Genomic DNA, 11,945 nt, shown 5'->3' on the forward strand with positions numbered 1-11,945 from the left:
GTGCCACGCGCAGGCCGGGATTCTCCGCGTTCAGCGGGCCGGCGTCCCGGAGTCGATCGGCAGGCGATGCAGGGCCTCGACCAGCGGCGCGAGCTCCGGGGTCTGCTCCGCCTCGGCCAGAGCCCTGGCCAGGACGTCGTCGTGGGTCGGGCGGGCCCTGGTCAGCAGCGCCCACCCCGGCTCGGTGAGCTCGGTGTAGATGCCGCGCCGGTCGTCCTGGCACAGGACCCGGGTCAGCAGTCCCCGGTCTTCGAGCCGGCTGACCAGCCGGGTGGTGGCACTGCCCGACAGCGCCGCGGCGCGGGCCAGCTGCTGCATGCGCATGTGCCAGCCGTCCTGGCGCGACAGCGCGTCCAGGACCGTGTATTCGACCACCGACAGGTCGTGGCCGGCCTGCAGCGCCCTCTCCAGTGCGGCCTCGATCAGCCCGTGCAGCGCGGCGAGCGTCCGCCAGCCCTGCGCGCGGACCTGCACCGCACCGTCGCCGATCCCCATGGCCGCCTCCTCTCGCGCCCCCCTCCAGGCGGGCCGTCATTGTCGCCCAGTCTACCCACGTTTTGAAATAAAGCGCGTGTGCAAGTAAGTGGTCGTGCGGCCCACGCCGGGCCCTCGCCCGCAGGCACGCCACGGCCGGCGGGACGCAGACACGGCGGGAGTGACCGTAACGCGACGGCGGGGCCGCCGTCCCGTCCGGCCGCCGTACGGCCCGCGACCGGGGCAGGGGCCGGGGCCGGGGCTTCCGCATCCGGCCGCCGGCCGGCTCCGCCGTAACCTCGGAGTGCTGAAGGGCCGTAACCTCAGAGCTGGGAAACGCCGTCCATGACGTAAGAGGAGACCACGCACGTTGTCCGAGACGCACGAACCCGCGCGCCCCGTCCCCGGCGCCGACCTGCTCAGCCTGCGAGCCGACTGCGAGAGCTGCTCGGGGCTGTGCTGTGTCGCGCTGCCCTTCTCGGCCTCGGCGGACTTCGCGGTCGACAAAGCGGCCGGGCAGCCGTGCGCCAACCTGCAGCCGGACTTCCGCTGTGGCATTCACTCACGCCTCCGGCAGCGGGGCTTCCCGGGCTGCACCGTTTACGACTGCTTCGGCGCGGGACAGAAGGTCACCCAGCTCACCTTCGGCGGACAGGACTGGCGCCGGGCCCCGCAGGCCGCACGGCAGATGTTCGAGGTGTTCCCGATCATGCGGCAGCTCCATGAGCTGCTCTGGTATCTGACCGAGGCGCTGACGTTGCGGCCGGCCCTCCCGCTCCACGAGGAGATCCGCCTCGCGCTCGACACGACCGAGCGTCTCACCCGCGACAGCCCCGACTCCCTCATGGAGCTGGACGTGGCAGCGCACCGGCAGGAGGTCAGCGCCCTGCTGCTGCGTACGAGCGAGCTCGTACGGGCCGGAGCCGGCCGCCAGAAGAAGGACCGCAGAGGCGCCGACCTCATCGGGGCCGACCTCAGGGGCGCCGACCTCAGAGGCGCCAACCTGAGAGGCGCCTACCTCATCGGGGCCGACCTCAGAGGCGCCGACCTCAGGGTGGCCGACCTCATCGGGGCCGACCTCAGAGGCGCCGACCTCAGGGGCGCCGACCTCACCGGGAGCATCTTCCTGACCCAGTCCCAGCTCAACGCGGCCAGGGGCGACGCCGCCACCGCGCTGCCGCCTACGCTCACCCGCCCGGCGCACTGGCAGTCCTCGGACACGCCGGCCCCGCCCTCCTCCTCCCGTCCCCGGAGGAGGAGTCCGCGCCGGAGGTGACGCCGGCCCGGGCAGGCCGGCGGGCGCCCCGGCTCACCCGTCCTGTCCCGGTCCGGCTCCCCCGGGCACGCTCGGGCCCGCGCAGCCGAGGGCGAGCCGGAGGGCCAGGCCGGTGTTCCTGCGCCGGCCGAGGCGGTGCACGGCCAGCTCCAGCGCCTCGCGCTGGCCGACGAGCACCACCCACGACTCCGCCCTGGTGACCAGGGTGTACAGCAGCTTGCGCTGCAGCATCACGCCTCCGGCCTCGGCCACGATCGGCGCCACCACGAACGGGTATTCGCTGCCCTGGGAGCGGTGCACGCTGATCGCGTAGGCGTGGGTCAGCTCGTCCAGCTCGCCGAAGGTGTATTCCACGCTCTCCCCGTCGTCGGTGCGGATCTCCACCAGCCGCTCCTGCGGGTTCACCGCGGTGACCGTGGCGCTCTCCCCGTTGAACACGCCTTTGTCGTAGTTGTTGCGGATCGGCATGACGCGGTCGCCCACCCTGAAGACCGACGGGCCCGACCAGTGCTCGGCCGTGCCCTCGCGCGCCGGGTTCAGCCGCTCCTGCAGCCTGCGGCCGAGCTCCGTGGCGCCCGTCGCGCCCTTGCGCATCGGGCACAGCACCTGAATCTGGTCCCTGCCGATGTTCTGCTTGCGGGGGATCGCCTCCGTCGCCAGATGGACCACCCGCGCGGCCACCTGCTCCGGGTCGTCGAGCTCCTCGAACCAGAAGCCGCCCCGGCCGGGCAGCGTGGGCAGCTCGCCCGCCCGGATCCGGTGGGCGGCCTGGACGATCCCGCTGTCCTGCGCCTGCCGGAAGACCTGGGTCAGCCGGATGCGCGGGATCTCCGCCACGCGCAGCAGATCGGCCAGCACGCTGCCGGGCCCGATGCTGGGGAGCTGGTCGCTGTCGCCGACCAGCAGCAGGTGGCTGCCCGCCGGGATCGCGGCCGTCAGCCGGGTGGCCAGCTGCAGATCCAGCATCGACGCCTCGTCGACGACGATCAGATCCGCCTGCGCGGGAGACTGCTGGAACAGCGTGCCCTCCTCCCGCTCCGGCTGCTGGGCCAGCATCCGGTGCACGGTCATCGCGGGCAGGCCGGTGAGCTCCGACAGGCGCTTGGCCGCCTTGCCCGTCGGCGCGGTCAGGGTCACCGTGCCGCCCATCGCCCGCACGGTCGCCGCGATCACCTTCACCGTGTGGCTCTTGCCGCAGCCGGGACCGCCGGTCAGGACGGACACGGTGCTGGTCAGCGCCAGGTTCACGGCCACCCGCTGGTCCTCCGCCAGCCCCTCGTCGTCGGCGAACGCGCGCAGCGGCAACGTCGAACGGGCCCGCAGGAGCCTGGTCAGCTGCGCCGCCAGCGCGACCTCGCGGCTGTGCTGCTCCTTGGCGTACGCCACCTGGCCGGGGCCGGCCGGCGACGCCTCGACGACCACCCGGTGCTCGGCGACCAGCGCGTCGACCGCCCGGCGGATCGGCCCCTCCTCCTGGCCGACCAGGTCGGCCACCGCGGCCAGGAGGGCGGGCAGCGGCAGGAAGCAGTGCCCGTCGCGGGCGGCCGCCACCTCCAGCCGGTCCAGGACCGCCGCCTTGATCCGCTGTGGGCTGTGCTCCGGCACCCCCGACCGCAGTGCGATCCGGTCGGCGGTGTGGAAGGCGATCCCCCTGACCTGGCCGATCAGCCGGTAGGGGTCGCGGGTGAGGATGTCGCACGAGTCGTTGCCGTAGACCTGGTAGATCTTGGCCGCGAGCAGCGGGCTGATCCCGAAGCCCTGCAGGGCGACCATCAGCGCGGCGACCGCCTTCTGCTCCGCCCACGCCTGGACGATCTGCGCCTGCCGCGCGGCGCCGATGTTGACGACTTCGGTGAGGCGCTCCGGCTCGGTGTCGATGACCGTGAGCGTCTCTTCGCCGAAGTGGCTGACGACGGCGTGGGCGAGCCGCGGCCCGATCCCGCGGATCAGGCCCGATCCGAGGTAGAGCGTGATGGCGCGCACGGTGGAGGGGACCACCCGCTCGCACTGCTTGACCACCAGGCGGCTGCCGTGGCGCGGGTGCTCCTCCCACTCCCCGGCCAGCCGCAGCGTCTCCCCCGGCTGCACCCCGGCCAGCGCCCGACCCGAGGCGACGAACCCGGCCAGGCTCTCGGCGCTCATCCGCGCGACCGTGTATTCGTCGTCACGGACGTATATCAGCTGCTCGACGGAGGCGTCCACGTCCGTCGGGTACGGCTTCGCGAGCACGGTCACCGTACGCTCCCCGGGATCATGTGCAGCATCTCACCTCAGGACACTAACCGGTGGGTGCGACAGTCCGGGCGGCACGGACGGGGCGGGGCCGCGGTGTCGGTCAGGGGAGAGCCGTGGGCGGCTACCGGTGGGTCGCCGAGCGTGCCGTGCGGTAGCCGCTCAGGCCGTCGTCCATCTCCTCCCGGTCACCGTCCCGTGCCGCGTAGAGAGCCTGCTGGAGCGCGAATGTGCCGCGGATCGCCGAGATCCGCGCGGTCAGGCCGGACCGCGCTCCGACGCGCGAGAGCACCTCCTCCAGCAACGCCGTGCCGTAGCTGGCCCCGACGGCCGCGAGGTCCTCGGCCTGATCCCCCAGGCAGACGTCGTCCCAGTCGACCACACCGCTCAACCGGGGCAGCCCGTCCCGCCTCTCCCACAGCACGTTCTCGCCGCCGAGGTCGCCGTGCACCACGGCGGAGGTGAGGTGGGGAAGGTCGCGCAGGGCCGCGAGCTCCCGCTCGGCCCGCTCACGGCCGGCGGCGGACATGAACGTGAACAGCTCCGCCCGCACCTCCCCGGCGAACACCCGCCACCTGTCTCGCGGCACGCGCGGCAGGGCCTCGCGCACCGCCCCCTCCGAGCCCGCCGCCGCGAGCCTGGTGAACAGGGCGGCGTACTGGGCGGCCACCGCGCCGGCGACCTCGCGGGAGCGGAGCTCCTCCGGAGCCAGCGGCGCACCGGGGATCCGGCTGAGCAGCAGGTACGGCGCGCCGGCGCCGGCCCGGGAGTCTCCGACGGCCAGCGGTTCGGGGGTGCGGACACCGAGGTCGAGGCCGGAGAGGGTCCGCAGCACGGCGGCCCGCTGGGGCAGCCGGCCGCCGGCCGCCCCGGTCCGGGCGAAGCAGACGACCCGCTCCGCGCCGATCACCACGTCGTGGAACTGCCCCCGGTGAACGGGGAGAGCCGCCAGATCGTCGTCCGGGAGCAGCCTGCCCAGCAGGCTCCGTCGGGTTTCGGTGACGTCCATGGGAGGTGAGCCTACTCCGCGACCGGCTCCCCCCGGCGCCCCGCCGCCCTGGCCGGTCCCGGCGCCTCTGATCAGAGGCGCCGGGGCCCGGGGCCCTGTTCGGCAAGGGTGTCACCGGGGTTGACCAGCCCGCACTGCTCGAAGGACAGGCAGCCGCAGCCGATGCACTCGGTGAAACGGTCGCGCATCCGCTCCATCTTCTCGATGCGGGCGTTGATCTCCTCGCTCCAGCACACCGACGCCCTGATCCAGAACTCCCGGGTGGGCGGGACGCCCTCCGGGAGGAATCCCAGCGCCTCGCCGATCACCGACAGGGGCATGCCGACGCTCTGCGAGGCGCGGATGAACGCCACCCGGCGCAGCGTGCTGCGGTGGTAGCGGCGCTGGTTGCCGGCCGTGCGACGGCTGGCGATGAGTCCCTGCCGCTCGTAGAAGCGCAGCGCGGAGGTGGGCACACCGCTGCGCGCCGACAGTTCCCCGATGGTCAGTTCGGTGGCGATCGTTTCGGAGTCCGGCATGCGCCCGACCCTAGCCTGACCTGAACCGTCGTCCGGGAACGAGGCCGTCCGCGCGGCGCCGGCGGCGCCTCCGTCGTCGCCCGGGTGGGACCTCCACCTGGGACGTCGGGCGCCGGCGGGCGCCCCGATATGGGCGACCGGGCCAGGCCGGGCGGCCTGGCCCGGCCCGGTCGCCCATGGTCAGGGCAGCACGTAACCGAGCCGCGACTCGTAGGTCCACCCCTCGCAGCCGGCCTGGTTGGTGATGAGGTGGTCACCGTTGACCGTGTTGCGGCAGCGGTAGAGCGGCACCGAGCCGCTCACCTGTGTGGTGTAGGCGTGGCCGACCGGCCCCATGGGGAACTGCCCCTCGCAGCCACCGTCGGTGGTGAGGAGGGTGTGGTCGCCGACCTTGCACTCGTACAGGGCCACGGTCCCGGAGTCCGGCAGGTGGGGTGCCGGAGCACGCCGGCGACGGCTTCAGGCCGGGCAACGTCTTCTCCGCGTAGGTCCGCGTCTACGGCCCGGACGGCGAGGCCGCCGAGGGCGTCTCAGGCAGGAGCACCGGGTCACCTTCCGGCTGCCGCCCGAGGCGGCCTACGTGCCGCCCGCCCGGCAGGCGGGTGGACGCCCGGCAGGCGGGTGGACGCCCGCGCTCAGCCCGTGACGAGGGGCCGCAGATACTCCGCGGTCACACCGGGGCCGGCCGCGATCGTCGCCGGAGGGCCCTGGTTGAGGATCCGCCCGCCCCTGTCGCCGGCGCCCGGCCCCATGTCGATGATCCAGTCGGCGCAGGCGGCGACGTGCAGGTCGTGCTCGGCGATGACGACCGAGCTGCCCGCCGCGAGCAGCGTGTCGAACGCGTCGACCATGCGCTGCACGTCGGACGGGTGCAGGCCGGTGACCGGTTCGTCGAGGATCACCAGGCCGCGGCCGCGGCCCCCGCCGCCCAGCAGGATCGCGTTGGCCAGCTTCAGGCGCTGCGCCTCACCGCCGGAGAGCTCGGTCGCGCTCTGGCCGAGCCGGAGATAGCCCAGACCCGCCTGCTGGGCGGCGCGCAACGTGGCGGCGAGGCCGGCCGATCCGCCGAAGAAGTCCGCCGCCTCGTCCACGGTCATCTCCAGCACCTGGTCGACGGCCTTGCCGCGATAGGTGACGGCGAGCAGCTCGGGGGTGAAGCGGCGCCCCTCGCAGACGTCGCACACGACCCACATGTCCGGCATGAAGTGCAGGTCCACCTGGCGCCTGCCGTATCCGGCGCACGTCTCGCAACGGCCACCGGAGGAGTTGAAGGAGAACGCCCCCGCGCCGAGCCCACGGCTCCTGGCCTCCGGAGTGGCGGCGTAGAGCTTGCGGATCGTGTCGAACGCCTTGATGTAGGTGGCCGGGCTGGAGCGCGGCGTGCGCCCGATCGGGTTCTGGTCCACCACCGTCACCCAGTCGAGCCGCCCGGCGCCTTCGATCCGGGCGACGGCCTCCGGGCGCTCGCCGCGGAGGACGGCGTCGAGGCCCGCGCCGAGCGCCTGGTGCAGCAGGCTGCTCTTGCCGCTGCCGCTGACCCCGGTGATGCAGGTGAGCACGTGAAGGGGGATCTCCACCCGGTCCAGGCGGACGTTGTGCGCATCGACGCCGATCAGGGCGAGCCGGGGCGCCGCGGCGGGGTCGGACCGCCGGGCCCGGCGGACCCGGGGACCGCGCCCGCCGAGGTAGGCGCCGGTGATCGACCGCCCGTCGCGGCTCAGCTCCCACGGCGGGGCGGACGCGACGAGCCTGCCGCCCTCGCGCCCGGCCCCGGGGCCGATGTCCACCACCCAGTCGGCCAGGGCGATCAGCTCAGGGTCGTGCTCCACGAGCAGGACGGTGTTGCCCGCGTCGCGCAGCTCGCGGAGGATCTCGCGGAACGGGCGCTTGTCGGCGGGGTGCAGGCCCGCGCTCGGCTCGTCGAGGACGAAGACGATCCCGGTCAGGTCCGTGTTCAGCTGGGCGGCGACCCGGGCCCGCTGCAGCTCTCCGCCCGACATCGACGGGGCGGTGCGGGTGACCTGGAGGTGCCCGAGGCCCAGCTCGACCAGCAGCCGCACGCGGCGGGCCAGGTCGGGCAGGACGGTGTCGGCCACCTCCCGCTGCATCGGGGTGAGCGTCGGACCGACCGCGTCCACCCATCCGCGCAGTTCCTCGACGGGGAGCCTGATCACCTCGGGATAGACCAGGCCGCCGAGCTTGATCGTGAGACCGACCTCGCCGAAGCCGGTGCCGCCGCACGCCGGGCACTCGATCCGGCGCATGAACCGGGCGTAGTGCTCCTTGGCCCTGTCGGTGCCCGCGGCGTCGTAGAGCCTGGAGACTTCGAGGACCGCTCCTTTCAGCGGCACGCTGCGCTCGAAGGTGATCTCGGCGCCCGTCTTCTTCTGCCTGGTGGTGATCTTGTAGGTGACCGGCACGTCGCCCGTGCCGTGGAGCACCGCCTGCCGGAACTCCTCGGGCAGCTCGCGCCAGGGCAGGCCGAGGTCCGCGCCGTACCGCTCGGCGAGGGCGGGCAGCGCCAGGGACTCCCCGGAGCCGGCCCGGCCGAACCACGTCCCGGCGCCCGCGAGCAGCGGGAGGTCGGGGCGGGTCACGATCCGGTCCTCGGCCGGGCTCACCGTGGCGCCCATGCCGCCGCACTCCCTGCAGCGGCCTTCCATGCTGTACCGGTCGAAATAAGCACTGGTCAGCCCGCGTAGCTCGGGGAACTCCCGGGCTTCGGGCCCCAGCGCCGGCAGCCGGGCGAACAGCAGGCCGAGGAAGTCGTTCAACCCGGTGATGCTGCCGAGGGTGGAGCGCGGGCTCCGGTTCAGCCGGCGCTGGTCCACCGCCAGGGTCGCGCCCAGCCCGGATATCCGGTCGACCTGCGGGCGGTCCTTGGGTGAGATGAACTGGCGGAAGAACGGCGAGATGCCGTTGAGGTATCTCAGCTGGGCCTCCGCGTGCACGGTGTCGATGGCGAGTGAGGTCTTGCCGCTGCCGCTGACGCCGGTGAAGGCGACGATCTTGTTCTTGGGGAAGACGACGCCGACGTCCTGCAGGTTGTGGGTGCGGGCCCCGACGACCTCGATCACGTCGCCGTCGACGGTGTCGTCCGGCCGGCTCACCGCCGCTCCTTCCGGGGTCGCCCTGGATTGCGGAGCTGTGCGATGCGGTTCCCGACGTCCAGAGGGGCGCCGGGGCGGATGTCGGAGGTGAAGGTCACCGCCCCACCTTAGACGACAATTTTGATGTCACTGTAATTTTGGATGGACACTACTGTTTTCGCGCGATCTCACGCACCCGAAGGGCGGCGCCCGGCCCGGCAGAGCGTGCCCGTATGCGCACCAACCGACGGCACGCCGTCAAACAGCGGCATTCAACGACATTCGGTTGCAAGATGACTACCATCAGTGATGATCGTTTGCGTCCTCAGACGCCATGGCAGGCGCTGCGCGCACCTGCGGACAGCGCCTCTCCGAGGTCATGACCGCCGAGGACTTGACTGAGAACCGAAGGAGAACACATGGCCATCGTGAGGTCCACGACCGTCGCCCTGTCCGCCGCCCTGGCGTTCGGCGCCGTCCTGGTGACAGGGGCGAGCGCGCACGCCGATGACCGCCCGGCCGCCAAACAGGTGGCGGCCGAGGTGACAGCGGCGGCGAAGACGAGCCAGCGGGTCGCGGCCGGGAAGACGACGCCCGGAGAGGGCTGGGAGTCCTACGGGAACAACACCGGTCTCTACATCGATGTCGACACCACCTCGGCGAACTTCACCGGCACCCCGGTCTACACGAGTTCCGTCGGCGGCACCGGCGACCACTGGGCGCTGACGGGCACCAGCGCCGTTTACAGCCCCACCACGACCGGATTCCGCCTCTACGTCCGCTGGAGCGACAGCAGCCCCATCACTCCCGCCGTCGCGCAGACCTTCCAGTGGCACGTCAACTGGATCGGCGTCGACAACCCGTGATCCCACCGCCGATCGCCCCCGCCGCCCGGCCGGGCGGCGGGGGCGATCGGCGCGGAGAGAGGCGAGCGGATCGCCGATGACCGTCCGACGGCCGGAAGGCGCGGCCGGACAGGGAGTGACGGGGAGCGGCGAGAGCGCTATGCTCAATCGCCCACAAAGCTTACAAAAATCCCATTAGACAGGAGTCTACCAAAGAGATGGAGTCCCGTCAACACGATTCCGCCCGCGCCGGAGCGCTGCGCGCCGAGCAGTCCTACGTCACCACCCTCTACGACCGCCTTGACGCCGTCAGGGAGCAGGTCCGCGCCGACCTCGGCCGGATATACGCGCGCGGCGAGCCCGGCGGGCTCCACCAGGCCAGAGTCGAGCGGGAGGTATCCGCCGGCGAGCACGCCCGCCGCCTGGCCCGGCTGTCGGGAGTCGAGCGCGGCCTGTGCTTCGGAAGGGTCAACGACACCGGCGGCGAGACCTGCTACATCGGCCGGATCGGCCTGCGCGGCGCCGACCACGACATCGTCCTCACCGACTGGCGCGCCCCGGCCGCCCGCGCCTTCTACACCGCCACCCCGGGTGACCCCGGCACGCTGGTGCGCCGCCGTCACCTGCACACCGACGGCCGCACCGTGGTCGACCTCGACGACGAGGTGTTCGACCTGGAGCGCCTCAGTGACGGCGACCGCCGCACGCTGGTCGGCGAGGCCGCGCTCATGGCCGCCCTGCGGCGCAGCCGTACCGGCCGGATGAACGAGGTCGTGGCCACCATACAGACCGAGCAGGACCGGGTGATCCGGTCCGGCCTGCCGGGCGCCCTGGTGGTCCAGGGCGGTCCCGGCACCGGCAAGACCGTCGCCGCGCTGCACCGGGCCGCCTTCCTGCTGTACGCCCACCGCGCCGTCCTGGAACGACGGGGCGTGCTGGTGGTGGGCCCCAACACGCTGTTCTCCCGATACATCGGCCAGGTGCTGCCCTCCCTCGGCGAGACCGACGTGGTGCTTTCGGCCGTCGGCGAGCTGTATCCCGGTGTGCGCGCCACCGCGACCGACGACCCGCCCACCGCCGTGGTCAAGGGCGACCTGCGGATGGCCGAGGTGATCGCCACGGCGCTCCGTGACCGCCAGCGCGTCCCCGACGGCGACCTTGAGGTCCCGGTCGTGCTGCGGACCTCGGTGCGCGGCGGGGTGGAGGTCGTGGTCGAGCGGATGACGCTGCGGGTGGACCACGCCGCCTGCGAGGCCGCCCGGGACCGGGCCAGGGCCGCCCGCCGCCCGCACAACGTGGCCCGCAAGCTGTTCCTCGTCTCCATGCTCGGCGCGCTCGCCCTGGACGAGGCCGCCCAGCTGGACCGGCCGATGGACGAGGAGGGTCTGCGCCACGCCCGCAAGGTCCTGTGGGCGCAGCCGTCCGTGCGCGAGGCACTGGACGCGCTGTGGCCGCGGCTCACCCCCGAGCGCCTGATCTCCGACCTGCTCACCGACGCCGGCGCGCTCGCCTCGGCCGCGCCCGGCCTGTCGCGGGCCGAGCGGGAGAGCCTGCTGCGGCCGTACGGCAGGCCGTGGACGGTCGGCGACGTCCCGCTGCTGGACGAGGCCGCCGAGCTCCTCGGCGAGGAGGAGACCGAGACCGGGGCGGCCCGGGAGCTCGCCGAGCAGGAGCGCGAGGCCGGGGAGCGGTACGCGCTGGGCGTGCTGGAGTTCACCGGCCTGCTGGAGGACCGGATGATGGAGGCCGCCGCGCTGGCCGCACGTCACGAGAGGCCCGAGCCGGCCATGACCACCGCCCAGCGGGCCGGAGCCGACCGGCGCTGGGCCTACGGGCACGTCATCGTGGACGAGGCGCAGGAACTGTCGGCGATGGCCTGGCGGACCGTGATGCGCCGGATCCCGTCCCGGTCGCTGACCGTCGTGGGCGACATCGCCCAGACCGGGTCGGCGGCCGGGGCGCGGTCCTGGGGCGAGATGCTCGACCGCTACGTCAGGGGCCGCTGGCGGGAGGAACGCCTGCTGGTCAACTACCGGACCCCGGCGGAGATCATGAAAGTGGCCGCCGACGTGCTCGCGGCGGTCGCGCCCGGCCGGCGGCCCCCGGAGTCGGTCCGCGAGGGCGGGAGCCCGCCGCGCGCCGTGCTCCTCGACCCCGACGCCCCGGGCGCCCTGGCGGCCCTGGTCGAGGGCGAGCTCGCGCGAATCGGTGAGGGCCGCCTGGCCGTCGTCGTCCCCGACGCCCGTCATCCCCGGATCGCCGCGCTCTTCCCCGGCCACGACGACATCCTGGACTCCTCCGTCGCGGTCCTGACCGTCACCGCCTCCAAGGGGCTGGAGTTCGACGCCGTGGTGGTCGTCGAGCCCGGCGAGATCCTGGCTCAGACACCGATGGGCGGCCATGATCTGTATGTGGCGATCACCCGTGCGACGCGGCGGCTGACCGTGACACACCGGCGGGAGCTGCCGGGGATGTTGGCCGGGCTCGCCCGGCACTAGCCTT

General features: G+C 73.2%; 9 protein-coding genes. 3 read left to right on the forward strand and 6 right to left on the reverse strand.

The window, feature by feature from the left end; all coding sequences use genetic code 11:
- Positions 1-30 precede the first annotated feature (30 nt).
- The gene (locus tag ACZ6R6_RS38470; RefSeq protein WP_470101873.1) at positions 31-495 is read right to left on the reverse strand and encodes a MarR family winged helix-turn-helix transcriptional regulator; all 465 of its coding nucleotides are present in this window, start codon (positions 493-495) and stop codon (positions 31-33) included.
- A gap of 349 nt (positions 496-844) precedes the next feature.
- Between ACZ6R6_RS38470 and ACZ6R6_RS38475 the strand changes: the two genes are divergently transcribed.
- A complete protein-coding gene (locus ACZ6R6_RS38475) occupies positions 845-1,750 on the forward strand; it encodes a pentapeptide repeat-containing protein (protein ID WP_470101874.1) in 906 nt (301 codons plus the stop codon).
- A gap of 33 nt (positions 1,751-1,783) precedes the next feature.
- On the opposite strand, the gene recD2 is transcribed toward ACZ6R6_RS38475, so the two are convergent.
- The 5 genes from recD2 to ACZ6R6_RS38500 form a co-directional block, all read right to left on the reverse strand.
- The gene (recD2, locus tag ACZ6R6_RS38480) at positions 1,784-3,985 is read right to left on the reverse strand and encodes an SF1B family DNA helicase RecD2 (protein ID WP_470101875.1); all 2,202 of its coding nucleotides are present in this window, start codon (positions 3,983-3,985) and stop codon (positions 1,784-1,786) included.
- A 121-nt stretch (positions 3,986-4,106) separates the two neighbouring features.
- Positions 4,107-4,991, reverse strand: a complete 885-nt coding sequence (locus ACZ6R6_RS38485) for an aminoglycoside phosphotransferase family protein (protein ID WP_470101876.1) — start codon at positions 4,989-4,991, stop codon at positions 4,107-4,109.
- Between the two features lie 71 nt (positions 4,992-5,062).
- Positions 5,063-5,509, reverse strand: a complete 447-nt coding sequence (soxR, locus tag ACZ6R6_RS38490; protein ID WP_470101877.1) for a redox-sensitive transcriptional activator SoxR — start codon at positions 5,507-5,509, stop codon at positions 5,063-5,065.
- A gap of 180 nt (positions 5,510-5,689) precedes the next feature.
- A complete protein-coding gene (locus tag ACZ6R6_RS38495; RefSeq protein ID WP_470101878.1) occupies positions 5,690-5,920 on the reverse strand; it encodes a hypothetical protein in 231 nt (76 codons plus the stop codon).
- Positions 5,921-6,144: 224 nt separating this feature from the next.
- A complete protein-coding gene (locus ACZ6R6_RS38500; RefSeq protein ID WP_470101879.1) occupies positions 6,145-8,619 on the reverse strand; it encodes an AAA family ATPase in 2,475 nt (824 codons plus the stop codon).
- Between the two features lie 398 nt (positions 8,620-9,017).
- Here ACZ6R6_RS38500 and ACZ6R6_RS38505 point away from each other — a divergent pair, with 398 nt between their 5' ends.
- Positions 9,018-9,464 carry a hypothetical protein gene (locus ACZ6R6_RS38505; RefSeq protein ID WP_470101880.1) on the forward strand — a complete coding sequence of 149 codons (447 nt, stop codon included), beginning with the start codon at positions 9,018-9,020 and terminating at the stop codon, positions 9,462-9,464.
- A gap of 197 nt (positions 9,465-9,661) precedes the next feature.
- Positions 9,662-11,941 carry a HelD family protein gene (locus ACZ6R6_RS38510; RefSeq protein ID WP_470101881.1) on the forward strand — a complete coding sequence of 760 codons (2,280 nt, stop codon included), beginning with the start codon at positions 9,662-9,664 and terminating at the stop codon, positions 11,939-11,941.
- Positions 11,942-11,945 lie beyond the last annotated feature (4 nt).

This window comes from Streptosporangium sp. NPDC048886, assembly GCF_055586905.1.

Coding starts and splice junctions, on each gene's coding strand:
- ACZ6R6_RS38505 (WP_470101880.1), top strand. CDS start 9,018: ATGGCCATCGTGAGGTCCACGACCGTCGCCCTGTCCGCCGCCCTGGCG.
- ACZ6R6_RS38510 (WP_470101881.1), top strand. CDS start 9,662: ATGGAGTCCCGTCAACACGATTCCGCCCGCGCCGGAGCGCTGCGCGCC.
- ACZ6R6_RS38470 (WP_470101873.1), bottom strand. CDS start 495: ATGGGGATCGGCGACGGTGCGGTGCAGGTCCGCGCGCAGGGCTGGCGG.
- soxR (WP_470101877.1), bottom strand. CDS start 5,509: ATGCCGGACTCCGAAACGATCGCCACCGAACTGACCATCGGGGAACTG.
- ACZ6R6_RS38485 (WP_470101876.1), bottom strand. CDS start 4,991: ATGGACGTCACCGAAACCCGACGGAGCCTGCTGGGCAGGCTGCTCCCG.